Origin of the sequence: Borreliella californiensis, from assembly GCF_014205885.1 — a bacterium.
Lineage (GTDB): Bacteria > Spirochaetota > Spirochaetia > Borreliales > Borreliaceae > Borreliella > Borreliella californiensis.
Window position 1 is genome coordinate 17,955 of sequence record NZ_JACHFB010000006.1, and the last position, 25,067, is coordinate 43,021.

A 25,067-nucleotide genomic window follows, 5' to 3' on the forward strand; every position below is an offset into this window, starting at 1 on the left:
AAAATAATTAATATATGATATAAAATAATTAATATATGATATAAAATAATTAATATATGATATAAAATAATTAATATATGATATAAAATAATTAATATATGATATAAAATAATTAATAGGAAGTTTGTATGAAAAAAATAGCATTTCATATTCAAAAAGGCGGTGTTGGTAAAACTACTTTAAGCGGGAATATTGCAAGTTATTTATCTAAAACAAAAAAAGTTATATTAGTTGATTGTGATATACAGCAAGGAAGTTCTTCTACATGGTTTCTTAATCATGAAATTCTTAAGTTAGATATTAAAGATTTTCTTTTGAAGAAGATAAATATAGATCAAATATTAAGACGAATACAAAAAAATTTTTATATTTTGCCATGTGTGCCGAGCGGAACTTTTAGAAGAGATGTGCAACATGAATTGCAAGATTTTCCATATTTGATAGATGATTTTTGCTTGGAATTAGAGAAATTGGGATTTGAATTTGCGATTTTTGATCTGTCTCCCAGTTTTGAGCTTTGGGAGCGAAGAATTATTCTTGCAATGTGTGAAGTTGTTACCCCATTGACTCCAGAATTTTTGAGTCTTGAGGGAATTAATATTTTTAAAGAAGAGTTTGATTCTTTGTTAAAATCTTATAGGAAAAAGGTTAAACACGAGAAGATTATTTGTAATATGCTTAATAAAAACTTTAAAAGACATAATTTACACTTGAAGCAATTTAAAACTTTTGGATATGATCTTTATGAGGTTGGGCAAGATTCCAAAATAGCAGAATCCCAGTTGTATAAAAAGTCAATTTTTGATTATTGTCCCGAGAGTAGGTCTATCTTAGAACTTTCAAGATTGGGAGATGCTTTATGCCTATAAGCAAAGAGGTTGATTTAGAAGAAGTTATTAAACAGAATATTAGTAAATCTAAATTTGCTTTTCGTAACGATGATGTTATTGATAATAATATTTTAAATGTTAAGCCTAGTAGATCAAAGATGATGATCAAGCAAATAAGTGTGGGGTTGAAATATGAATATTGGATTGAATTTTATTCTATTTTGGACAAAAAGGGATTGACAGCTTCTGGTTTTATAAGAACTTTAATTATGGAATATATAGAAGCTTCCAAGAAAAAATAATTTTGTTATTTAAATTTTTAACAAAAAAATAATAAAGAATTATCCAGCTATAATTTCTTTAAAATTTGGGCGGGTATGAATTTGTTGGTAAAAGATTATTTAACTTCGAATATATTCTTTGATGTTATCAATAGAGGGTTCTTCGGTATAGATAGTCAATAACTTCTAGACCAAAAATAAGATTTTCAGGGTTACTTATATAAATAAGTAAAATATTTTTTTTATTATAATAATCTTTGATTAAGATACTATCTTTAGATTATTGATGAATTTATAAGGTTGTATATTAGCAATGCTAATTCTTATTATAATCAAATTCGTTATTGGTTATTTTACATAAGGAACAAAAATAGGTATTATTTTATTGAAGATATAGGACAGAAACTCATCATTTATGCCTATAGTTATTTGACTAACTCTGGGGGATAATTAATAAAATATATGCAGTGAGTATTAAAAGGTATTTCATTTCTATATACACTAAGTAATTATTATAAAATAATAGAAAATATGAGCGCTGATAAAGCTTATAAAAACAAAGTATATTCTAACACTAATCAAAAGAAATTTTTTAAAAGTATTTGGATTTGCAATATTTTTGTAAAATAAAATATTAGGTGATAAGAAAGATTCTTATGGAAAAAACAAGAAAAGTTTTGGTATTAATCTAGGTAAATATAAAAATAAATTTTCCTTCTTAAGGAATTTAATACTTTAACTCCTTTTAGTAGTGCAGGGATTAATTCAAACCCTGTGTAATAATTTTTAGATAAATTAAAAAAGTAAGCAAGCCGTAAGGATTTACTAGATATAGAATAAAAATCCCAATAAAAATATAAAATGAATATAAAGCTTATCTAAAATAGGTTTTGTAAAGTTATGCCTATATAGAAGCATTGTAATAGCAATAACCTTATTATAAATTTAGTAGTAGAAAAAAAATACCGATAATAAATATTATATTTCAGTAACATTTGAGAGCTTATATATTAAAATAATAGTAAAACTAAAAATAATAGAAAAGAGTGATGAGGATGAAAAAACGAATCATAATGAATATTTATAAAAAAAATAGGCTTAAAAAATACTAAAGAAAGCTATCAAAAAAAAGGTGTTATTAATAGAGCTAAATCTAGATCAAGGATCACTAAGCTGTATAAAAATTTAATTTTAAAAAAAATCCTTTTAAATAAAATTGTCTTATTATAATTTAGCTAATTATAAGGCCTAATAATAGGGGACTTAATAAAATTTTATGCAAAAAAAGGAATGTTTGGGTTGCGGATTATGCTTTGGTAGATTGTCGTTCTTAGAATAAAAAATAATCTAAAAAGTTATCATATGAGATACAATCAGTTAGCTTAATTACAATTAATACAATAAGTAAATCATTGTATTAATTGTAATTATGGCTATTGATAAAATAATAAATATATAAAACTTATTATTAATAATTAATAGATAAAAAATTAATTGTAACATTTCTATTAATAATAATAAAATATCAAAACATTTTTGGCAAAACATGATTAATTTTGTAAAAAATGTTTTTAGCTGCATGTGAAAATATATTAAACACATAGTCAAGCATGAACAAACGATTATTGTTGTCATAAAAATTTTAAATCTCCCTCAATTTCAGTCTATCTCAATTTTTTAAAAATTCCATTTTTGGTTATTGATAGTTCTGTAGTATTATCTGTATTTATTATAAATGTATGTTATAACTTTAATATTTGAGAGTGTTTTTAAATGTCGGTTTAGATATGTTATTTTTTGAAAAGTTTTCACACAAAAAAAATTTTTATTTTCTCTTTTTTACTCGTCTTGTTCTATTTAATAGGCATTCTTTTTTTCTCTATAGGCTTTTAAAAAATTAAAGATAATAAGTACATATCTTTATAATCTTTATTTAATGTTTTAAATAAACTATATTGATCCAGATCTAAGAAGTAGTTAAGATTTGTTTTTTGAAAATTTTTAAAATAATAAGATTTTCTAGGTAGTTATTTGATTTTTATTATTTTGATTGCGAACGCTTTAAGCGCTATAGCATTTTAACCAATTCTAATAGAATATACTTAGAAAAATATTTGTTGGGAGATTATTGCGTTTTAAATAGTTTGGTGTTATAAAATTTTTTAAAATTTCTTCTTTTAGGATACAAATATATAATGCTCCCCCCCCATATTCTTTGGAAGTCCCGTTCTCTAATGGTTTATAGGGGATGATTTCCCCTTGTTTTTTTAATCTAAGTAGTTTGATATAAATGGTATTTTTTATACATTTATTTTGCATAGCTTGTATTACTTTTAAAGTAAAATATTTTTTATTTTGTTATCATCAAAAAGTATCATTAAATTTCTTCTATTTTTATTATATGGAGTATATACTTTGTTATAAGTAGTCAATGTGTTAAATGAAGGATAAAAGCTATTATTTTTGTAATTTATGAATTAAGTTTTATACCAAATAACTATAATATATATTATAGTTATTTGGTATAAAACTTAATTCATAAATTACAAAAATAATAGCTTTTATCCTTCATTTAACACATTGACTACTTATAACAAAGTATATACTCCATATAATAAAAATAGAAGAAATTTAATGATACTTTTTGATGATAACAAAATAAAAAATATTTTACTTTAAAAGTAATACAAGCTATGCAAAATAAATGTATAAAAAATACCATTTATATCAAACTACTTAGATTAAAAAAACAAGGGGAAATCATCCCCTATAAACCATTAGAGAACGGGACTTCCAAAGAATATGGGGGGGGAGCATTATATATTTGTATCCTAAAAGAAGAAATTTTAAAAAATTTTATAACACCAAACTATTTAAAACGCAATAATCTCCCAACAAATATTTTTCTAAGTATATTCTATTAGAATTGGTTAAAATGCTATAGCGCTTAAAGCGTTCGCAATCAAAATAATAAAAATCAAATAACTACCTAGAAAATCTTATTATTTTAAAAATTTTCAAAAAACAAATCTTAACTACTTCTTAGATCTGGATCAATATAGTTTATTTAAAACATTAAATAAAGATTATAAAGATATGTACTTATTATCTTTAATTTTTTAAAAGCCTATAGAGAAAAAAAGAATGCCTATTAAATAGAACAAGACGAGTAAAAAAGAGAAAATAAAAATTTTTTTTGTGTGAAAACTTTTCAAAAAATAACATATCTAAACCGACATTTAAAAACACTCTCAAATATTAAAGTTATAACATACATTTATAATAAATACAGATAATACTACAGAACTATCAATAACCAAAAATGGAATTTTTAAAAAATTGAGATAGACTGAAATTGAGGGAGATTTAAAATTTTTATGACAACAATAATCGTTTGTTCATGCTTGACTATGTGTTTAATATATTTTCACATGCAGCTAAAAACATTTTTTACAAAATTAATCATGTTTTGCCAAAAATGTTTTGATATTTTATTATTATTAATAGAAATGTTACAATTAATTTTTTATCTATTAATTATTAATAATAAGTTTTATATATTTATTATTTTATCAATAGCCATAATTACAATTAATACAATGATTTACTTATTGTATTAATTGTAATTAAGCTAACTGATTGTATCTCATATGATAACTTTTTAGATTATTTTTTATTCTAAGAACGACAATCTACCAAAGCATAATCCGCAACCCAAACATTCCTTTTTTTGCATAAAATTTTATTAAGTCCCCTATTATTAGGCCTTATAATTAGCTAAATTATAATAAGACAATTTTATTTAAAAGGATTTTTTTTAAAATTAAATTTTTATACAGCTTAGTGATCCTTGATCTAGATTTAGCTCTATTAATAACACCTTTTTTTTGATAGCTTTCTTTAGTATTTTTTAAGCCTATTTTTTTTATAAATATTCATTATGATTCGTTTTTTCATCCTCATCACTCTTTTCTATTATTTTTAGTTTTACTATTATTTTAATATATAAGCTCTCAAATGTTACTGAAATATAATATTTATTATCGGTATTTTTTTTCTACTACTAAATTTATAATAAGGTTATTGCTATTACAATGCTTCTATATAGGCATAACTTTACAAAACCTATTTTAGATAAGCTTTATATTCATTTTATATTTTTATTGGGATTTTTATTCTATATCTAGTAAATCCTTACGGCTTGCTTACTTTTTTAATTTATCTAAAAATTATTACACAGGGTTTGAATTAATCCCTGCACTACTAAAAGGAGTTAAAGTATTAAATTCCTTAAGAAGGAAAATTTATTTTTATATTTACCTAGATTAATACCAAAACTTTTCTTGTTTTTTCCATAAGAATCTTTCTTATCACCTAATATTTTATTTTACAAAAATATTGCAAATCCAAATACTTTTAAAAAATTTCTTTTGATTAGTGTTAGAATATACTTTGTTTTTATAAGCTTTATCAGCGCTCATATTTTCTATTATTTTATAATAATTACTTAGTGTATATAGAAATGAAATACCTTTTAATACTCACTGCATATATTTTATTAATTATCCCCCAGAGTTAGTCAAATAACTATAGGCATAAATGATGAGTTTCTGTCCTATATCTTCAATAAAATAATACCTATTTTTGTTCCTTATGTAAAATAACCAATAACGAATTTGATTATAATAAGAATTAGCATTGCTAATATACAACCTTATAAATTCATCAATAATCTAAAGATAGTATCTTAATCAAAGATTATTATAATAAAAAAAATATTTTACTTATTTATATAAGTAACCCTGAAAATCTTATTTTTGGTCTAGAAGTTATTGACTATCTATACCGAAGAACCCTCTATTGATAACATCAAAGAATATATTCGAAGTTAAATAATCTTTTACCAACAAATTCATACCCGCCCAAATTTTAAAGAAATTATAGCTGGATAATTCTTTATTATTTTTTTGTTAAAAATTTAAATAACAAAATTATTTTTTCTTGGAAGCTTCTATATATTCCATAATTAAAGTTCTTATAAAACCAGAAGCTGTCAATCCCTTTTTGTCCAAAATAGAATAAAATTCAATCCAATATTCATATTTCAACCCCACACTTATTTGCTTGATCATCATCTTTGATCTACTAGGCTTAACATTTAAAATATTATTATCAATAACATCATCGTTACGAAAAGCAAATTTAGATTTACTAATATTCTGTTTAATAACTTCTTCTAAATCAACCTCTTTGCTTATAGGCATAAAGCATCTCCCAATCTTGAAAGTTCTAAGATAGACCTACTCTCGGGACAATAATCAAAAATTGACTTTTTATACAACTGGGATTCTGCTATTTTGGAATCTTGCCCAACCTCATAAAGATCATATCCAAAAGTTTTAAATTGCTTCAAGTGTAAATTATGTCTTTTAAAGTTTTTATTAAGCATATTACAAATAATCTTCTCGTGTTTAACCTTTTTCCTATAAGATTTTAACAAAGAATCAAACTCTTCTTTAAAAATATTAATTCCCTCAAGACTCAAAAATTCTGGAGTCAATGGGGTAACAACTTCACACATTGCAAGAATAATTCTTCGCTCCCAAAGCTCAAAACTGGGAGACAGATCAAAAATCGCAAATTCAAATCCCAATTTCTCTAATTCCAAGCAAAAATCATCTATCAAATATGGAAAATCTTGCAATTCATGTTGCACATCTCTTCTAAAAGTTCCGCTCGGCACACATGGCAAAATATAAAAATTTTTTTGTATTCGTCTTAATATTTGATCTATATTTATCTTCTTCAAAAGAAAATCTTTAATATCTAACTTAAGAATTTCATGATTAAGAAACCATGTAGAAGAACTTCCTTGCTGTATATCACAATCAACTAATATAACTTTTTTTGTTTTAGATAAATAACTTGCAATATTCCCGCTTAAAGTAGTTTTACCAACACCGCCTTTTTGAATATGAAATGCTATTTTTTTCATACAAACTTCCTATTAATTATTTTATATCATATATTAATTATTTTATATCATATATTAATTATTTTATATCATATATTAATTATTTTATATCATATATTAATTATTTTAATCTCTGCCTATGAAGCTCCTTTTACAAAATTTTCCAATGAATTAACCCTGATATAATTTTAAAAACTATTAAACTACTATTTCTACTCAAAAATTATAAAAACAGCTTTTTACCTCATACCATGATAGCTTTTTAGGCCTTTTATCAGAACGGTTTCCACACCAATAGTATGATAAACAAGATTGACTTCAGGAAATCTCTGTCTTGGTTTTTATTTATTTATATTTAAAAAGCCTAAAATTTAGAATTGTTTTATATCTCTAACATACAAAACACTGTAAGTTAACCTAGTGGCACTTAATTTTAGAGTTACATTTTTAATACCCCAATTACCATATAATTTATTTGACATAAATATACAACTAATTTATGCAAATAGAATCCATACAATCCTAATTTATACTATAATTGTCTTATAAACTTATAACATCCTAAACTACAAAGCAAAGAAATAATTTATATAAAAAAGTCTCTTTTTTGGTTTTTTTGATAATTTTCTTTTAGTATTCCTTAAGCTTATTTTCATGGGTTTTTTATTATTAATTTTAAAAGTTTGCTTATTTTTTCATAATAATCTATCTTATCGCTTTAAAATTGTGCTATATAAAAATCTTACATATCTAAATATCTTTAAAAAAAGTTTCTTTTGGCTGGCATTAGAATATAATTTTGTATTTATAAATGCTGGTATTCTCTTTGCCCAATATTGATTATTCCATGTTATTTATGAAAAACCCCTTAATAACCTCAATTATGATAAGAATCAAATTCATTTATCACTAGAATTTACTTACAATATTCAACCATCTAAATTAATCAATAATATAAAAACGGTATCTTCAAAACTTACAAGAAAAAATATTCTACTTATTTAAATAAGTATTGCTGGAAGCCCTGTTTTTGGCCTAAAACTATTGCCTTATTTATATTATAAGACTCTACCGATAATCATAAAGAGTAATTCGGAGCTAAAATAAATCTATTTTACAAGCTCATCTTTCTACCGAAATTTCAAAGAAATTATAGATGAATAGTTCTTTATTATTTTTTATTTAATTTATAAAAAGCCCTAAGAAATTTCTCTCTTAAGGACTTTTTATAAATGGTTAAAGGTTAAAGATAAATTAAAATTTACAACAATTTAGAAAAAAAACAAAATTAAAAATATTTTTTTACTTGTAATATATATCAATTGATAATTAATATCAATTGATATATATTACTATATTATAATATATAAATTATAATAATTGATTTTTAAAGGATAAAAATGCAAAAAGAAATAACAATAAACTATAATGAATATATAATTGGGGGCATAAAAGGAACTTTCTTTGGGAATTCCCAATATGAAGCTAATTATCGAGCAAAAATAAATGGCTTTATAATTGACTTTTTTAAAATTCCCATAAGCTTAAAGAAAAAATATGAACTTAATATTAGAGCCCTTAGTGATCCTAATTTTTCATCTACAAATATTGCAATGAATTGTATAAATACTTTTAAACTTATAGTTGATATTATTAATATGCAAACCGGAGAAAATTACGACTACGATACATTTATTACAAAAACAGAAACAGAAAAAATGCTTAAATATGGAACAAAAATAATTGCCGCACTAGCAAGACACTTCGACGAACAAAGCAGAAGCAACTTTAATGAAAGCTATTATGAATGGGAAAAAGGCTGGATAGATAAAAAATGGATAAACTATGAACCAACTTCAGAAGAAATCAAAGAAATTCAAGCAATGAATCAGAAATTAAACCCTTTAAAGCTCAAACACGAGAAAAAAACCATTAATAAGGGTCAAATACGGCTTTTACAAGCCATCAACAAAATTGAAAGTCAATCACAACAACAGAATGTTAAAACAAAAAGCACAACTAAAAAATTAAAAGGTAATCATGGGGGAAAAGCCAAAATTTAACATTTTGCTTAAAAAAGTTTAATTTTATTTATTATCATTAAATAATATTTACAAAATTAAAAAAATAAAATATTATATATGTAAGGTAGAAAACAATCTGCCAACAGTCCCAAACACCCCTATTAATCCTCTCCAAATAAGATTAGGGGTAGGGACTACTTCTTTTTTTAAAAAACTAAAACATTCAGAGCCTAAACTAATAAGTTTATAGCAAATAGAAAAAATGAAAATTTAAAAAGCATATATTAACTAAAAATTTTTATTGTGAATATTAAGTATAAAATTTTAATAATCTTATTAAGATGTAAACTGCTGTCGGTATTTTTTTATTACTACTTTTTTAATAATTTTATCGCTTTAAATGCTCCTGTATGGGTACAGACTGGATAAATCAATTTATAGCGATATAAAGAGCTATGTTTAAGATATCAACTTTTTTTTTAGGAAAAAAAACTCTTATTTATACTTATACTTATTTGAATACGCAATAAAATTTTGCTTATTTTTTCACAACAATCTTTCCTATCACTTAACATTTTGTTATACAAAAATCTTGCACATCTAAATAATTTTGAAAATTTCTTTTGGATTTAGTATATTAATAATTAATTTTCAATTCTATTTAAAAAATAGATAATAATTTGATGCATTATTTTGGTGTTATAAAATAATATTTTTACATTTTTTACTAGTTTATATTTCTTTTATAAGAAGAGAGAATTTTGTTAAAATTTTGCTTTAAAAAATGGTTGATTTAGAATACAATTTCTATGACTAAAAATTGATAAAAATAGATATAAACTTTACCTACTTGTATTTTATTAAAAAATAAATTGGCTATATATGCTACAATAATGCATAACTTTAAATTTTAAAATATTGTTACTTGTGGTTTTTGCAAGGTAAATTTTGATTATTAGAATTGAGGAGAAAGAGATTTATGAACAAAAAATTTATTATTTCTTTATTATCTATAAAATTAAATTTTTTATTGGTATTGGGTTGTGACTTATCAATAAATAACGACCAAAACAAAATAGATAAAATTTCGGATTTTGAAAATAAATATATGAATAATTTAGACTATCAATGTTTAGGCAAAAAAGATTCCGAAGTTAAAAATTCTCAAATTGAATTAAATGCAAATAATAATAAAAACCATTCTTATTCTTCTAGAATATCTAATGTTTCAACTTACTATGATAAAACTCATACATCTTGTAAAAAAAGATGATTGGTTTTCTTTTGAAAATAAAAAAACTCTTTGCCTACAGTTTAATTTTAGAGGCTTTTAATTTGTATATTAAATGTGAATTTCTCATATTTTTTTGACATAAATTCATGTGCTCAAATATATGTTAAATGTTGTTGAAGTGAAAAAATTTTAAGAATAAAGCTTGTATATGCTAGGGTTTTTTCTTATGTTTCAATAGCAATTAATTTTGATTAATTTTGATTTTGCTGATTCTTTTAAACCCTTTGTTGTCAGAAAAAAGAATACTTACTCTTTTTTTATTATTAACAATTTTTTTATTTTCTTTTTCATATTTGCCTTGATATTTTTCTTTTAAATTTTTACTTAAAACCGTTTTTTTAAATCTTTTTTCCCAAATTTCGTTGAAGTCATTTGTTTTATCGGTTTTTCCGTTCATCATCCATATTTTTTTACTATACCTACTTTTAAATTCTCTTATAAAATGATTTAAGATGTCTTCTATTTTATATTCTTCTTTGTATTTAGTTATTGCCAAATTCAAGTTTCTCAATGCATTTATGTATGTTTTTTCATTATTACTTGTTTGGAGTATTTTTGTTATTTGCGATTTTTCTATTTTGTAAACTTTTGTTAACTTATTTACAATATATTCTTTGTAAGAAATTTTATTTATTTTTTCATGTTCTTTTTTTGTAGAATTCTTTATCTTATTTATATCTTTTATACCTTTAGGTATAACATCTGCAATTGATTCATCTGCAATTGAGCTTTTAGATTTTATATTTTTTATATTATTCTTATTGATAGTATTTTTAATCTCTTTAGAAAAGTCAGGTACTATTTTTTTGTCTTTTAAATATTCTTTTATTTCTTCATTAATCGCTTCCTGAATAATTGTAAAACGGTGTTTCCAAAGGTTTTTGTTTTGTATATAAAATGCAAAGCTTCCATTATTCTTGCCTAAATGTTTTAGTTTAGTTGTTATTAGGAGTATTTGATTTAAAAATGATATATCATATTCCAAGGTCCTGATTGATATTTTTTTATTATCTTTTCCAAGACATTTATTAACTATATTGTATATTTCTATTGTGGAATATGTTTTAAGTTTGTTAGATTTATAGTATTCTTTGTTTTTAAGTTCAATTGCCCAGCATACCTTGAGTATCCTTTGATATATGGACTTTTTTTTAGTTAAATATGATTTTAGTCTTGAGTGTTTTAATTCTATTAAATTAGAGCTTGTGTTTTTTTGATTGTACCTTATAATTTCTTCTAATGTTATAAGATTATTAAAAATTGTGTTGACATTATTTTTTATTTTTATTATCATTATATTATCCTGGCTTCTGAAGTTAAATTTGTTGTGGTTTCAGAAGCTTTTTCAATTATTTGGCTTGCATTCTAAATTCTTACTGTATTACAAACGAAATAATTAGCTCTTTACTATATTTTATAGTAATGGTTTTAAAATGTCAATATAATAGATTATAAAATATGACCCATCTTTTTTGAAGCAATTTGTATTTCATGTTTTGTAGATTTTCGGCTCATTATTTTTTTTGCTTGCTCAATTCTTAATTGAATTGTTTCTTTCATACTATTTGTTATAGGTTTAGGTCTTCTAAAGTCCATTAGAAAATATGTGCAAAAATCTTCTAAAAGGTAAGGCCGGTTGTCTACATGGATTGCGCATTTTAAAATTTTTGATTTTTTAGATATAGTATTTTTGCTAATTGAAAGATTATAAGAATCTTCTAATATATTTTGGAATTCTTTTAAAGAATAAAGTCTTACACCGTTAATACTTAACATAAATACCTCATTAATTTCATTCTATTATATATTGTGTGTTAGTTTCAAGGATATTGGGTTATATGTTGAATACTTTTTGTTAGAGAGTTTGTTAATAGTTGTTAGGTTATGTAGTTCGGGAAGATTATAGTAATTTGTTTTGTCAAGAATTACAGCAATTTATCTTACCAAGGAATTTACAATAACGTGATATTTTTAAGAAATGGGTTTATACTTGAGGCTTGGTTTAAGTATTTTTTTTCAATTTTATCCTCTAATAAGGTGATGTCGATTCTGATACAGCTATTTTCTTGTATAATATTGAGGTCATTTAATATAAAGTCTAAGTTATTTAAGTATAAATTTTGGGGCAAAAAACTTATTCTTTCTAAGAAAATTAACCTTATTTTTCCTCCCAATCCATTTTCATTTTCAATAAAAGAGCTTAATGTTTTTAGAATTTTTTGTTTGTTGTTGATAGTTTTGATTTGATTTGATTTTGTTAAGATTAGTTCTTCGTAGATTTTTGTGCTTAGATTTAATAACATTCTATTTGTTGTTTTAATGTTTACATTTAAATTTTCATTAGTTTTTATATCGGCGGTATTAATAGTTTTGATATTTGAATAGCTGATTTTTGTTAAAAAGGGAAATTCAATGGTCTTCTTGATGCCCTTTAATAGTAAATTAACTTTTTGATTGTTTGCCTTGTTTTCAAAAAGGTAAGTATTATTATTTTTTATAATAGGGATAAACGCATTTTCTATATTTTCTTTTCTATAAATAGAGCCAAGTATTTTAAGTTCGATTAGGTAAATTTTATCTTTATTGCTAGATTTTAAATCAATTGTATAAACTTTGACTACCATCATGTCGTAAACTATTTTGAGTTTTTCTTCACTTACATAGTTAATATAAAATTCAAGTTTTCCCTTTAGAATGTCTTGTGGTAATTTAGAAAATTCATTTGACCTTAATTGCAAACTAATAATTCCGCCTTTAAATGTTTTAAGTGCTATATTCTCTTTTGAATTTGTTTGAGTAGTTTTTTCAAAATTAAGTTCAAATTTAAAAGCTATTGGGTTAATAATGAAGATTTTTTTGTTTTTTACAAAGTAAGTGTTAATAATTGACCATGGGTCAGTATACACAATCTCTCCTATAGATGCACTTTGAAATTTATATAAATTGGGATTAGATATAGTCTAATCTTTTAAATTGGTTTTTGTTAGAACAACACCTAATAATAATAGTTTTTTGAATTTAATTCAAGCTATAAAATTAGAATATTTTATTTTAATTGATTATATTATTTAATTTTCTAATTTTTGAGAATTTTATTTTAAATAAATATAAGATAAACTAAGGGGGATTTTAATGAGTTTAAAATTTATTTTAAAGTATATTATTTTTGTATCTTTTTTAGTTTCTTGTCAAACTTATCAAATAGCTTATGATAGGTTTTCTCAAATATTGGATTCACAATATGATATTGGGGCAAATTATTCTAGAGATGCGATATTTAAGTCTGTAATTTCTATTAAATATGATAAATTGAAAAATAAAAGGGAATACTTTATTTTGGTTAGAGCTGAGTCTAGAAATTCTGGTCAAATAAAGCTTGAAAAGATAATTACAGACACTAGGTTTGAGTCTAAAGGAGAGTTGGTTTCAGAGAGCAGTAGACGTGTTGTTTATTATAACAATTTTTATGATTCATATTTTCCTTATGATTATACAACAGTGGTTACTGAAAAAAATATTAAAGTAGAAATTTATAAATTTATTATTCCAGAAAGTGAATTTATAAGATTTGTTGCTTTGGGTAATGATGATATAGCGGCATTTAGAATTTATGCATTTAGGAACGATGTTATTGTAAGTTTTAATAAGATTCCTTTTAAAAAGTTTTTGGACGATTTTAACTTAAAAGTTAAAGTGCTTGGTGGTGGTTGACTTTAATTTGAATAATTTTTAAGTCCAAGTTAAATGGGAACCTGCTAGAAAGGATATGGATTAAGAGCATTTAATATAAACAAGTTTTTTGATACTAATTTATTATTATATCGACTTTAAAATATTTTTAATATTATCTATTCTGTCAATCTTTTGAAAAATTTATGAATTCTAGTATGGCCTTTTCATTTCTCAGCAAGAATAGTCCTTCTCTTATTCCATTATGGAATTCTTCAAAAGAAATTAAGACTGTTTTTAAATTCTTATCTTTATTGTCTATATTGTCATAATAAAAGATAAAGTAAGGCCTTCCTGTATTATCTTTAAAGCCAAGAAAATTTACAAATATTGCTGTTTCTTGAAAATCTGTTTTTAAATTGTATGAGTGACCATTTTTGTATAAAAAAATTCCATTTCCTTCAAGATTTTTAATTTCTAAATTATTAATTGTATTTTTAATTTTAGTAAAACTTTCAATTGCTTGTAAAATATATTTTATTGATGAAAATTTGGCGTAGTATATGCGGTTATTGATTTGAAATTCTAAAAAGATTCCGTATTCGTTTCCGGCTCTAATTACATCTTGCTCATTTTTAATAGAAGTTGCAATTTTTTTGTCAATAACAAGATTGATTTTGAATGTAGAAATATGGTTTAAGGTTTTTACATTGTCAATTGCCAAATCTTTTGCTAGATAGACTTTATAATTAATAAATATCCCTTTTAGATTTTTAATTTTAGCTTGTTTAAATTCGTAGTTTATGCTTTGAGCATATATTGTCAGATTTTTAATCAAAAATATTAAGAATATAATAGTTTTACTTTTCATTATACAACTTATTATATGATATCAGTCTTGAATAATTTTAGTAAACCGTTTTTATCTATTAAGTCTAAAAATTTTATAAATTTTAGCTATACAAGTAGGTTTTGTTGGGTTTTTAGAGATTATTTCTTTTAATATTTTGTGAAAATTTGTGTCAGATAAGCAAGTTATTGTTTTTAATCAAAGATTTAGAAACAGTAGCTTGCTATATTCTATGATAGATTTTAGTTTCTTTTTTAAAGAGTGGTTATTTTAAAAAGGGGATGATTCACAGCTTTGTTTCAAGTCGTTTTTTTCTTAGTTTTTTTATAATTAGCCATAATTTTAAGCATAAATGGGTAAATTTCAAACTTTCATCTTTTCTGTCCAAAGAATAATACTTATTTTCTATAAAGAATAGGAAATAAGTATTATTAAATTCAATTGTGATAATGATCTAATCATATTCATTTATTAATAGAATTTGCTTTCAATATTCAACCTTCTAAATTCATCAATAATTCAAAGAAAATAATCTTAAAGATTTATAAGAAAAGAACATTTACTTATTTATATAAGCATTATTTAATCCCTTATTTTGGTCTTTAAAAGTTATTTATCTTCTACTAAATTATTGGCATCATCAAAAAGTATACTCAAAGCCAAAATAAATCTATTTATTAACAAATTCATTTCAATCTAAATTTCATGGAAATTATAGGTGAATAATTCTTTGTTAAAGTTATCAATTAGGATAACTTAAAAAAGTTTATATATTTGTTTAGCAAGAGTTTTAAGTTAAAGAGTTTAATTGATTTTTTATTTTCTATATACAAAAAGAAAACCCCTTAAAGATAAGAGGTTCATTTAAAAGAATGTATGGTATGAAGTAAATATTGATAATAAATTCTTTTAATTTTAAAAAAGGAGAATATTTAATACTCAATTATTAGTTCAATAATTGAGTATTCCCACATATTTTAAAATTTTTTTTTAATATTTGATTTTTGCAGAAAAAATCAAATATTATTTAGAGCCAAAATAAGGAGTTAAATAATGCTTATATAAATAAGTAAATGTTCTTTTCTTATAAATCTTTAAGATTATTTTTTTTGAATTATTGATGAATTTAGAAGGTTGAATATTGAAAGCAAATTCTATTAATAAATGAATATGATTAGATCATTATCACAATTGAATTTAATAATACTTATTTCCTATTCTTTATAGAAAATAAGTATTATTCTTTGGACAAAAAAGATGAAAGCTTGGAATTTACATATTTATGTCTGTAGTTAGCAACTATACTATGTTAATAATTAACAATATATATACAGCGATTATTAAAAGCTAACAATGTGTCACGTACGCTAAGTATAAGATATTATAAAATACGAGTAGGCATTATTTTATTTTTGGTTTAAAAGCGATTGTCTTTTTTACTAGATGAGTTTTTAGAGATCATAAAAAGCATATTTAAAATACACAAATTAATTTTACAAACTTATCTCTAATTAAATTTTTATGTAAATTATAGGTGGAAAATTCTTTTTAATTTTTGGTTAAAGCGTTAAGTCTACCTTTAATAAAAGGTAGGCTTTTGCATTATTGTAACAATTTTAATACATAACTTAAAGGTTAGTTATATATTGAAAATATTTCTCTTTGTAGTTCGTATGCTTCTATCTCTTTTACTAGTATTTGATTGTAAATTATTTTTGCATGAGAGCCAAGCTTATTTATATCTGTGTTTATACCATTTTTATTATTTTGATAATCTAATAAAAGTTGGTGCATAATTTCAGAGACTGTTGTTTTTATAGATAATAATTTTTCAAACAAATTTTTAAGCTTATCTAAATTTGGAATTCCTAGTTCTTCTAGAGTTTCTTTTTTGGAATATAAGCTAACAATTACCTCTTCAAAAATATTTCCAAGGTCGTTAAGGGTACTAAATACTTCTAGCATCTGAGGTGATGCTGTTAGCATTTTTGAAAAGTTCTCTAATTTATTATCATCAATATTTAGGGTGCTATAAATATTTTTTCTATATTTTTTAGATATTCTGCTATTGTCGGATGCCTTTATATTTACTTCTTTGGAGCTTGACCAAAAAATGAGTTTGAAAGCTTCCAGCAATCCATATTGGTTTTCAGGTTCTTCTTCCAACTTTTTTTTATATTTTTCGTTATCTGCGTGAGCTTGTTCTATTAAATTTCTTAAATCATAAGACATTTTGTCTTCTGGGTTTATTAGTGATTTCCTCTTGATTAGGGTTTATTTCTTGATTGGGGTTTATTTCTTGATTAGGGTTTACTTCTTGATTGAAGTTTGCTTTTGTTTTAGGTTTGAATCCTTTTTTCTTGGATTTTAGTCCTTTTTTACTAGATTGATACCTTATATCTTTTTGGTTGGTGTTAAAATCTGGATTGCAAGCATTTAAAAATAGAAAAATAAATAAGCTAGCAATGATGTTATATTTCATGAACATTCTCCTTAATTAAAATCTAATATCAATATAATTTAATATTAATATTAAGTTATATTTAATATAATATAGATATATTATTAAAATAATTGCAACCATATTTTCATTGCAAGAAGTTTTATAGTATTTTGAGCTTTCTAAAAATTATTTTGATTGATTCTTATCAAATATTTTAATAAATAGTTATTTTGACCCTGAACACTTTTTGGTATCCTAATAGAGGCTTTTCCAGCAAGAGATGTGGCATAATAGTTTTCATATCAAAAATAAGGTTTCAAGCAATGTTTATCTAAATAAGTAGAATATTTTTCCTTATATATCTTTAAGATGCTATTTTTAGATTATTGATGAATTTAGAGTTTGAATATTGAAAGTATATTCTAATAATAAATGAATATAATCCTTATCATAATTGAATTCATTGGGGTTTTTCATAAATAATATATATTTAAGTATTATTTGATAAAGAGAAGATGAAAGTTTGGCATTTATGCAGGTATTTTTATTTTAGCAATTAACTAGATGATAATTAATAGAATATATGAGTGATAATAAAGCTTATAAGTACAGAATATATTCTAACACTAATCAAAAGAAATTTTTCAAAAGTATTTGGATGTGTAAGATTTTATATAGCAAAATGTTAAGTGATAGGATGGATTACTATGAAAAAAATAAGTAAAATTTTATTACTTGCCCGAGTAAATATAAAAAATAGTTTCTATTAATTATAAATTAATCATTATCTGATTGATTAATTTATAATTAAGCCTTTGATTTGTTATGTAATTTAAATTTTTATTTGTAACCGCCAATTATTAAAAATGAAATTATTAAAGGTAATTAATTTTACATCAATTAACTTTAAATATACTTCTTTTAAAGAATATATCATTAGTATATTAATCTATTGATACTACTATTATTAAATTAAAGATTTGTAGGAATAGCAGTTTGTTTATTATTAGAATTAAAGTTTATGTAAATTAAAGTTTAAAAATTCTTTATAATCTTGGGTTAGAATGTTAAACTTATCTTTAATAAAAGGTAGGTTTTTGTATTATGGCAATTCCAATATGCAATTTCTGTTTTAGCTGTTTCTATTAAATTTCTTAAATTATCAAGCAGTGTGTTTTCCATTTTTATTAAGATTTTATTATTGGTTAGAGTTTTCTTTTTAAACCAGGTTTGCTTCTTTAATTTGGGTCTTATTTTTGCGTTAGAATTGCTTCTATTTTAGGTTTTAATCCTTTTTCCTTAGATTTTAGTCCTTTTTTACTAGATTGATACTTTATATCTTTTTGATTGGTGTTGAAATCTGGATTGCAAGCATTTAAAAATAGAAAAACGAATAAGCCTCTTTAAATATTTATGTTTTATAAATGTTTTCCTTAATTAAGATCTAAAATCTTATATCAAAGATAATCCAATATTCAATATAGAATGTTGAGATTATCATAATAATATTTTTATTGCGAGAAATTTTATAGTAGTTTAAGTTTTTTAAAAATCTATTTTGTAATATGGTTGAATAACTTTTAATAAATAAATAAATTTATTTATTAAAAGTTATTTATTATATGCTTATAATATTAATTTTCTATGGATCAATATAATGATTTATTATTTAATAATTCTTGAGAAAAGATAAAATTAGTATAGATCTAGGTATCATATTTATTAGCTCTAGAGCAATCTATTTTAATAGAGCTTTTTAAGTTTAGTAATAATAGTATTTTGATAAACTTGTATGTTATATTACTTTGATAGTAGGATAGCAAGGTATATATTAGGACTTTGCGTAATGTTTATTAATAGCTTGCTTTAATATTTTTCATTTCTTGATAAATTTGTTGATGAGAAGTGGAAAGCATAGCTATAATGGAGGTTATTTAAGAAATAAAAATATGTGAAAATGGATGTTTTAACACTGGTACAGGAGAAAAATGTTTTCAATTTTTTATTGCTTTAATGGAAGCAATAGGCTTTACTGTTAATAAAGTTAAACTCTGCGTATAAGAATTTTTTAGAGAAATTTAAAAAGAAAATAGAACACAAGGATTTTCTAAATATAAGAGTATAAAAATAGGATAACTTTTAGAGTTAATAATCAAAAAAAAATAAAATCAAAGAAAAATCTTTTTACATAATTGTTCTATTATTTTGTGGTTAATTATAGAAAACACAGCAATATAGGATTTATCAATTAAATGTATACAAAAAGTAATGTTTGGGAGAAAAGCATTACTAATTTGGGATATATGAGTCTATAAAGCAATTATCTATAAATCAGAGTAGTATGAAAACCTTGTATCATAAAAATTTATGAATATTTTGAAAGGGTTTGTGGTTGGAGCAGACAAGTTTCTATTTTTTTTCATAATTTTTTAATAAGGAGGAAAATGGATTGATTTGTTTCTATTTAAAAGATGCAGGAGATGCGTTTTAGGCATGTTCTATGGGTTTAAAAAAATCAAGTATGATGAATTTTACAGTGATTTTATGTTTGTAAATTTTATAAAAAAATCAAAACTTTTAATAAAGCCTTATTACATTGAGTTTGGGGGTTGAAATCGGCTGTGTGTTTTTGTATATTCTCCGAGCGAGGGCTTATTTGTTGGGGGTGTAATAATAAGATTTTCTAAAAAATTATATAAGCTAATATTTGATTCAGTAAAATAATTATTCAAATCTTATTCCAAAGATTTAAATATCACGGGTATTGTAACTAATTTGATTGTTTACATTAAAAATATAAAATTGGAAATTTTAGTTGCATAGTATTGGGTGATTTTGAAAATATTTTATTATTTAGTTTTGATTTGTGTCCCAATATTTTTGGCAAGTGGATAAATTATGGGAAGGAAGAAGTAGTTTTGACAACAAGATATTACTGAAGATCAAATATAATTGATTTTCTAAGAGAGCTTTAAGTAATAATTAAGGATGATTCTAAAAATGAAAAATAATTTTGGTATTAAAGATATTATTGAAAATAATGGCCTTTTTAATCGTGATTTAGAAAGTGTTGTAATTGGCAGTTTGATAGACAGCACTTTTTTTAAAATTTTTATGGTCAATTTACATACAAAAGGAGTGCCGATTGCTTCTATTATAAGTGCTTGATGACGAGTTTATAAAAGATGGAAATTTGGTTTTAGGACCTTTTGACATAAATGAATAGGGCTTTAAACAAAATTAGAGTGTTGGATTTTTACGCTTGAAATGTGGGTTAAATCTATTGTAATAAGACTTGTTTCAAATAATGTTAAGTCAAATATATTATAAGATTGATGATAGTAATTTAATTAATAAAAATGAGCTAGCTGCATGTTAAGGTATTTTCAACTTAATAATTTATCTTTTTATATTAAAAGTATGCAAGGCATTCAAATACACAAATTAAAAGCTCAAGCTAGAAAAATGAAAAAAAATTATAATATTCAGATTATTTTCATTGACTATATAGGTTTAATTACTATGTTGCAGAATAATGTTTTTCTTTTTGAACAATATTCATTTTCGATCCGTACTATTATGTGCACTTGCTTTTGAGTTTGAAAAATTCTAATAATAGCTTTGTCGCAAGTTATCAGAAGTGTGTAGGTGTGTGTGTAAAGAAGGTAAAAGAGCCTAGTTTAGCAATTTTAAAAATTGGGGGCTTTAGAGCAGGATGCGCATTGTAAATTTTTTTGCATCAAAAGAATAAAGAATATAAACTTAATAATAATGCTTTAAGTTGGGATAGGTGTGGCTAAAGTAAAAGTTATAGTCGCTAAAAATAGAGGTGGAGCTACTGTTACTGCAGTTATGGACTTTATACCTAAGTTTACAAAATTCATAGATAATAATAATGGAATATATGAATGTTGCTAAAGCTTATAAGTATAGAATATGTTCTAATGTTAATCAAAAGAAATGCTTTTCAAAAGTATTGGGAGGTATAATATTTTTATATAAAACAAAAAAATGTATAGTTGTATTAAGAGTGTAAATTATGAAATATATTAACTTAGAAAAGCAATTTAGGATAAGGCTTTACAAAAAGACATACCCAATTTAGCGCAAGATTTAAAACAAAGTTGTAACTAAAATCTAGAAAATCATAGAAAATTCTTATTAGAAAAATTCGGAGTGAACAATAGAATAATAATTCTTGTATCAATAACATGCATGATAGAGATATAAATGCAAGTATAACCTCTAAGCTTATTATTATAAAGAAATAAAAACTTAGGCAGGAACTGCCTAAGTTTTTATTGCAAAAAAAGCCCAAAAGCTACCATGGGAAGATGCAAGAAGCTATTTCTATAATCTTTGATAGAAATAGCAGTTCACATTCCAACATTAAAATTAGGGTTATCTAGTATGTCTTGTTTTACGATTTTCATCATCAATCTGCGGATATAAATGATATAGTAATTTAAAGTTGTTTAGATTGCCTATATTAGTGATTGATTCTATTGCTATTTAGGTTTATTCCTCAATAAATATATTTTGATAATTAAATGATAGTGCAATTTATGAAATTTTGGTGGAGATTAATTTGTTAATAAATAGATTAATCAATAAGATATTACCTAAATGATTAATAATTAAAAAGAGTAAAATTATTTATAGTTTATTCTAATTTAAGCAAATTAATATAATCTTAATTAACAATCATTATATATTTTTGATTAGGATAAAGGGATAATATTTTTATGAGAAAAGATTTATTTTTATATACAGTGTTAATGTTATTATTGAAAATTTTGGAGAACGGAAATATGATAATTTAATTTCTATAGAGTTTGGGGAGTCTTTAGAATTATTGAATAACAAGGTTAATATACCAAATATTCCAACTGAGCGTGTTCAAAAAAAGAAGAAATAAAAAAAGAGGATTTAATTCCTTTTGCTGATGAAGAAAAGAGAGCAAATAAAGCAATTAAAGATATAGAAAATATAAAATATTCTTAGAGACTCTGGATTATTTTCTGAGTTAATTACGGATCTGAGTATAGTTAAAGATGAATGTATTTCAATAAAAGATGATTTTTATAATGTGATGAGCGATGAGCAAGATTCAGAATAAAAAAACATCATTAATGGAAAATTATAAGAACAATAAAGGTAAGATAAATAAACTAACACAATTGGGATATAATTTAAAGATAGATATTATTAAATTAGATGAATTTATAAATAGATTAATATGGCAGAACAAGAGATAAGATCTGCAGCTTTATTTTTTTGATAATGCTCAGAAAAGTTTAGAAGAAAGTATTATTTATTAAAAGATTAGAGATTAAAAATAAGGTATCTTATGCATCACAATTGTCTAGACAAGCTCTAAGTAAAGCCCAGGGTTTTAGCTTTTAAAAAAAATAACTTAGGATCTTATTTTTGCTGAGACAATGGCTAAAAAGCAAGAGGTAAAAGAATTTATAGAATATGTGAAAGCTGTTTTACAAAGTTTTGACGAATAATAAAATATATAAAGATTGTAGAAATAATGGTTCGCAGATATTGTTAGCTTGTATTTTGATAATAGTTAGTTGTGACTTTTATTTCTTTTTCAATTTATAAATATATTTTTGCATAGTTCTTAATGTAGAGATGGCTTGACCATTTCTTTTTAAATTTTTATTGAAATAATATAATATGTTTTTTTGGGGTATATTTTTGATTTTTGTTGTTTAAATAGGCTAGTGTTGAGATAAGAACTATCAATTTATATTTGTATTTATAGTGACTTTAATTTTCGCAAATTATGCTATTAATATATCTGGATTTTAATTTCAATTTGGGATATATTGATTTTTGATAAATTCATAAAATAATTTCCAAGAATTTTTAAGGTGTTTATAGTAATTTTACTAATGAATTACTATGAGTGCCTATCATTTTTAATGCGAATTCTCTAAGATTAAATTGTTATTTATTCTATGATAGATAGCTATTTATAGGAATTCTTAATTTTTGTATAACATATTTTTAGAGGATAATTAATTGTGTAATAAAGTTTGAATATATTTTTTTCTACGTTATATTTATTAGTTATGATTTTTAGTTTGTTTTCTAAATTATCGAGATTTTTTTCTAATAAATCTATTCCAATATTTTCACTAGTATTGCAATATTTATGTATGTTAGAATTAAACATGCGAAGATAAAGCCTCTACTATAGTACCCAGTATTTGAACTTAGGTCAATGTTGTCTAGTGTGTAAACAAGAATTATTAAGTGATAAGATAGCGTATTTTTGCAATTCATTTTTGATATTTCTTTCAAAAATTTTTCCAAATTAGTATTCCTAGTAATTTTTATTATTAGTCATATAATAGAGTATGGTTTTTTGTGTATATTTCTTATGTGTTTTGTTTAGATAGCACATTGTTGAAATAAGAACTATTAATTTATGTTGAACTTTATTATAGCAATTTCTAGGGTTTTTATTTATTGGGTTTGTATTCATATATGACCCCTCCTTGTTAAAAAAAACTGATCTGTTTACAATATAACTTGACTATATTTTAATTTTTGTTATACTATAGATAGTTCGATGCGAACTCGAATTGTAAAAATCTGATCATGAAATAGGGCTTAAAGCAAGTTTTTTATAAAGAATTTGTCTTAAGCCCTATTCATTTTATGTAACACTAATTTCCCCAATTTACGGTTTATTTATATATATTTTAGTAATTGTTATTTATTAGGCTTATGATGGTCTAGGGCATAATAGGCCTAGATTTTTCTTGTATTTGCCCTATTTAAAATAGGGTAAAATTTTAAAAAGACATAAAAAGTTCCATTATAAATGGCGTAAAATAGTTTTCCGTGCTATTAAGGACATATAGGGATTAATTGTAAAATTAATTACTATATGTCCCTATCTTTTTTACTTATGGATCAGAATATTCTTTATTGGGCCCTATTATGCTCTAGAGCGTAATAGGTCTAGATTTTTAAAATTGCATTCTATTATGTAAAAATAATTTTCTGGATTATATTAGCTTACATATTAGGATGAGAACTATAAATTTTAGTGCAACAATCTTCTACAGGGTAAAGGAGTATATAAAGGCCTATAAAGCTTTTATTTTCTTTATTTGTAGAACATTTTAAGATTATTTTTGGGGTTTTTTCTAATATTTCAAGATATTCTAATAGGGTTTTATAATTAACTCCATGTTGATTAGTTTTAGCGAGAGCCGCATTAAACTTGTTTTTTATTAAGAAATAAGTGTAATTTTTATTTGCACTATAGAATAATTCTTCATTCATATGATTTAGTGTTTTGACAAGAATAATTAACTTATTCTTATTAAATTTGATTTTATTTTGCATTTTTGCGACTAATGTATTGTTAATTACTCCATCCATAATGAATTAACCCCCTATTATATTAAATTTATATTACAAATATAGCACAGTATTTTTAAATTTTTTTAGCGTAAAACAATATATTTATAAAGTTTTGCATAAGATTATTTTATATATTTACAATTAAGTAGTAGTGTTTTCTTGTAAAAATTGCAAAAATTAATTTTTTATTATTTAGGGTTAAAGTTTTAGCTATTTAGGTTAATCTTGAGAATAGAAATATCTATACTAATTAAAAATTATATATATAATTTTTAATTAGTATAGATATTTCTATTCTCAAGATTAACCT

Annotated in this window: 21 protein-coding genes and 2 pseudogenes; 11 read left to right on the forward strand and 12 right to left on the reverse strand. The window is 23.3% G+C overall.

Annotation, left to right across the window (positions count from 1 at the left end; genetic code table 11):
* The first annotated feature begins 128 nt into the window (after positions 1–128).
* The gene (locus HNP67_RS05755) at positions 129–869 is read left to right on the forward strand and encodes a ParA family protein (protein ID WP_184125530.1); all 741 of its coding nucleotides are present in this window, start codon (positions 129–131) and stop codon (positions 867–869) included.
* Positions 860–1,132, forward strand: coding sequence for a hypothetical protein (locus HNP67_RS05760; RefSeq protein ID WP_184125532.1), 273 nt, complete (start codon positions 860–862; stop codon positions 1,130–1,132). The genes HNP67_RS05755 and HNP67_RS05760 overlap by 10 nt, the downstream gene beginning before the upstream one ends.
* 4,970 nt (positions 1,133–6,102) lie before the next feature.
* On the opposite strand, the gene HNP67_RS05765 is transcribed toward HNP67_RS05760, so the two are convergent.
* Both HNP67_RS05765 and HNP67_RS05770 read right to left on the reverse strand, forming a co-directional pair.
* Positions 6,103–6,375, reverse strand: coding sequence for a hypothetical protein (locus HNP67_RS05765; protein ID WP_184125532.1), 273 nt, complete (start codon positions 6,373–6,375; stop codon positions 6,103–6,105).
* Positions 6,366–7,106, reverse strand: a complete 741-nt coding sequence (locus HNP67_RS05770; RefSeq protein ID WP_184125530.1) for a ParA family protein — start codon at positions 7,104–7,106, stop codon at positions 6,366–6,368. The genes HNP67_RS05765 and HNP67_RS05770 overlap by 10 nt, the downstream gene beginning before the upstream one ends.
* A gap of 831 nt (positions 7,107–7,937) precedes the next feature.
* On the opposite strand from HNP67_RS05770, the gene HNP67_RS07235 reads away from it, so the two are divergent.
* Positions 7,938–8,090: a transposase gene (locus tag HNP67_RS07235; protein WP_184125533.1), complete on the forward strand. Its 153-nt coding sequence runs from the start codon at positions 7,938–7,940 to the stop codon at positions 8,088–8,090.
* A gap of 395 nt (positions 8,091–8,485) precedes the next feature.
* Positions 8,486–9,148, forward strand: a complete 663-nt coding sequence (locus HNP67_RS05780; RefSeq protein ID WP_184125529.1) for a hypothetical protein — start codon at positions 8,486–8,488, stop codon at positions 9,146–9,148.
* A 440-nt stretch (positions 9,149–9,588) separates the two neighbouring features.
* On the opposite strand, the gene HNP67_RS07240 is transcribed toward HNP67_RS05780, so the two are convergent.
* Positions 9,589–9,738 carry a helix-turn-helix domain-containing protein gene (locus tag HNP67_RS07240; protein ID WP_301366273.1) on the reverse strand — a complete coding sequence of 50 codons (150 nt, stop codon included), beginning with the start codon at positions 9,736–9,738 and terminating at the stop codon, positions 9,589–9,591.
* Between the two features lie 350 nt (positions 9,739–10,088).
* Here HNP67_RS07240 and HNP67_RS05790 point away from each other — a divergent pair, with 350 nt between their 5' ends.
* Positions 10,089–10,382 carry a DUF5425 family lipoprotein gene (locus HNP67_RS05790; protein ID WP_184125527.1) on the forward strand — a complete coding sequence of 98 codons (294 nt, stop codon included), beginning with the start codon at positions 10,089–10,091 and terminating at the stop codon, positions 10,380–10,382.
* A gap of 202 nt (positions 10,383–10,584) precedes the next feature.
* On the opposite strand, the gene HNP67_RS05795 is transcribed toward HNP67_RS05790, so the two are convergent.
* The 3 genes from HNP67_RS05795 to HNP67_RS05805 form a co-directional block, all read right to left on the reverse strand.
* Entirely contained in the window at positions 10,585–11,697 is a 1,113-nt protein-coding gene (locus tag HNP67_RS05795) for a plasmid maintenance protein (RefSeq protein WP_184125525.1), read from the reverse strand.
* Between the two features lie 155 nt (positions 11,698–11,852).
* Positions 11,853–12,179, reverse strand: a complete 327-nt coding sequence (locus tag HNP67_RS05800; RefSeq protein ID WP_010890253.1) for a hypothetical protein — start codon at positions 12,177–12,179, stop codon at positions 11,853–11,855.
* A 176-nt stretch (positions 12,180–12,355) separates the two neighbouring features.
* Positions 12,356–13,309 carry a hypothetical protein gene (locus HNP67_RS05805; RefSeq protein ID WP_184125523.1) on the reverse strand — a complete coding sequence of 318 codons (954 nt, stop codon included), beginning with the start codon at positions 13,307–13,309 and terminating at the stop codon, positions 12,356–12,358.
* Positions 13,310–13,535: 226 nt separating this feature from the next.
* On the opposite strand from HNP67_RS05805, the gene HNP67_RS05810 reads away from it, so the two are divergent.
* The gene (locus tag HNP67_RS05810) at positions 13,536–14,114 is read left to right on the forward strand and encodes a hypothetical protein (RefSeq protein ID WP_184125521.1); all 579 of its coding nucleotides are present in this window, start codon (positions 13,536–13,538) and stop codon (positions 14,112–14,114) included.
* A 145-nt stretch (positions 14,115–14,259) separates the two neighbouring features.
* Here the strand turns inward: HNP67_RS05810 and HNP67_RS05815 are convergent, their stop codons facing one another.
* The 3 genes from HNP67_RS05815 to HNP67_RS06995 all read right to left on the reverse strand — a co-directional run bounded on the left by HNP67_RS05815 (position 14,260) and on the right by HNP67_RS06995 (position 17,404).
* The gene (locus HNP67_RS05815; protein WP_184125519.1) at positions 14,260–14,943 is read right to left on the reverse strand and encodes a hypothetical protein; all 684 of its coding nucleotides are present in this window, start codon (positions 14,941–14,943) and stop codon (positions 14,260–14,262) included.
* Between the two features lie 1,614 nt (positions 14,944–16,557).
* Positions 16,558–17,154, reverse strand: a complete 597-nt coding sequence (locus HNP67_RS05820) for a virulence associated lipoprotein (protein WP_236845742.1) — start codon at positions 17,152–17,154, stop codon at positions 16,558–16,560.
* Complete coding sequence (locus HNP67_RS06995; protein ID WP_236845741.1) at positions 17,144–17,404, reverse strand: hypothetical protein; 261 nt, start codon at positions 17,402–17,404, stop codon at positions 17,144–17,146. Before HNP67_RS06995 ends, HNP67_RS05820 begins: the two co-directional genes overlap by 11 nt.
* A 544-nt stretch (positions 17,405–17,948) precedes the next feature.
* Between HNP67_RS06995 and HNP67_RS05825 the strand changes: the two genes are divergently transcribed.
* The 5 genes from HNP67_RS05825 to HNP67_RS07260 all read left to right on the forward strand — a co-directional run bounded on the left by HNP67_RS05825 (position 17,949) and on the right by HNP67_RS07260 (position 22,623).
* Entirely contained in the window at positions 17,949–18,089 is a 141-nt protein-coding gene (locus tag HNP67_RS05825; RefSeq protein WP_417281425.1) for a helix-turn-helix domain-containing protein, read from the forward strand.
* A 1,730-nt stretch (positions 18,090–19,819) separates the two neighbouring features.
* Positions 19,820–19,978: a hypothetical protein gene (locus tag HNP67_RS05830; RefSeq protein ID WP_184125517.1), complete on the forward strand. Its 159-nt coding sequence runs from the start codon at positions 19,820–19,822 to the stop codon at positions 19,976–19,978.
* 387 nt (positions 19,979–20,365) lie between these two features.
* The gene (locus tag HNP67_RS05835) at positions 20,366–20,533 is read left to right on the forward strand and encodes a hypothetical protein (RefSeq protein WP_184125515.1); all 168 of its coding nucleotides are present in this window, start codon (positions 20,366–20,368) and stop codon (positions 20,531–20,533) included.
* A gap of 204 nt (positions 20,534–20,737) precedes the next feature.
* On the forward strand, positions 20,738–20,962 hold the full coding sequence (locus HNP67_RS07245) for a DnaB-like helicase C-terminal domain-containing protein (protein WP_184125513.1): 225 nt from the start codon (positions 20,738–20,740) through the stop codon (positions 20,960–20,962).
* Positions 20,963–22,497: 1,535 nt separating this feature from the next.
* Positions 22,498–22,623 (forward strand): hypothetical protein, encoded by a 126-nt coding sequence (locus tag HNP67_RS07260; protein WP_473246939.1) that lies wholly within the window; start codon positions 22,498–22,500, stop codon positions 22,621–22,623.
* Between the two features lie 307 nt (positions 22,624–22,930).
* On the opposite strand, the pseudogene HNP67_RS05845 reads toward HNP67_RS07260, so the two are convergent.
* The 3 genes and pseudogenes from HNP67_RS05845 to HNP67_RS05855 all read right to left on the reverse strand — a co-directional run.
* A pseudogene (locus tag HNP67_RS05845) lies at positions 22,931–23,122 on the reverse strand (plasmid maintenance protein); the annotation flags it as partial.
* 595 nt (positions 23,123–23,717) lie between these two features.
* Positions 23,718–23,867, reverse strand: a pseudogene (locus tag HNP67_RS05850) (plasmid maintenance protein); the annotation flags it as partial.
* A gap of 539 nt (positions 23,868–24,406) precedes the next feature.
* Positions 24,407–24,775, reverse strand: coding sequence for a plasmid maintenance protein (locus HNP67_RS05855; protein WP_184125511.1), 369 nt, complete (start codon positions 24,773–24,775; stop codon positions 24,407–24,409).
* Positions 24,776–25,067 lie beyond the last annotated feature (292 nt).

Coding starts and splice junctions, on each gene's coding strand:
- HNP67_RS05755 (WP_184125530.1), top strand. CDS start 129: ATGAAAAAAATAGCATTTCATATTCAAAAAGGCGGTGTTGGTAAAACT.
- HNP67_RS05760 (WP_184125532.1), top strand. CDS start 860: ATGCCTATAAGCAAAGAGGTTGATTTAGAAGAAGTTATTAAACAGAAT.
- HNP67_RS05765 (WP_184125532.1), bottom strand. CDS start 6,375: ATGCCTATAAGCAAAGAGGTTGATTTAGAAGAAGTTATTAAACAGAAT.
- HNP67_RS05770 (WP_184125530.1), bottom strand. CDS start 7,106: ATGAAAAAAATAGCATTTCATATTCAAAAAGGCGGTGTTGGTAAAACT.
- HNP67_RS05780 (WP_184125529.1), top strand. CDS start 8,486: ATGCAAAAAGAAATAACAATAAACTATAATGAATATATAATTGGGGGC.
- HNP67_RS05790 (WP_184125527.1), top strand. CDS start 10,089: ATGAACAAAAAATTTATTATTTCTTTATTATCTATAAAATTAAATTTT.
- HNP67_RS05795 (WP_184125525.1), bottom strand. CDS start 11,697: ATGATAATAAAAATAAAAAATAATGTCAACACAATTTTTAATAATCTT.
- HNP67_RS05800 (WP_010890253.1), bottom strand. CDS start 12,179: ATGTTAAGTATTAACGGTGTAAGACTTTATTCTTTAAAAGAATTCCAA.
- HNP67_RS05810 (WP_184125521.1), top strand. CDS start 13,536: ATGAGTTTAAAATTTATTTTAAAGTATATTATTTTTGTATCTTTTTTA.
- HNP67_RS05815 (WP_184125519.1), bottom strand. CDS start 14,943: ATGAAAAGTAAAACTATTATATTCTTAATATTTTTGATTAAAAATCTG.
- HNP67_RS05820 (WP_236845742.1), bottom strand. CDS start 17,154: ATGTCTTATGATTTAAGAAATTTAATAGAACAAGCTCACGCAGATAAC.
- HNP67_RS06995 (WP_236845741.1), bottom strand. CDS start 17,404: ATGAAATATAACATCATTGCTAGCTTATTTATTTTTCTATTTTTAAAT.
- HNP67_RS05825 (WP_417281425.1), top strand. CDS start 17,949: ATGAGTGATAATAAAGCTTATAAGTACAGAATATATTCTAACACTAAT.
- HNP67_RS05835 (WP_184125515.1), top strand. CDS start 20,366: ATGAAAAATAATTTTGGTATTAAAGATATTATTGAAAATAATGGCCTT.
- HNP67_RS07245 (WP_184125513.1), top strand. CDS start 20,738: ATGTTAAGGTATTTTCAACTTAATAATTTATCTTTTTATATTAAAAGT.
- HNP67_RS07260 (WP_473246939.1), top strand. CDS start 22,498: ATGGAAAATTATAAGAACAATAAAGGTAAGATAAATAAACTAACACAA.
- HNP67_RS05855 (WP_184125511.1), bottom strand. CDS start 24,775: ATGGATGGAGTAATTAACAATACATTAGTCGCAAAAATGCAAAATAAA.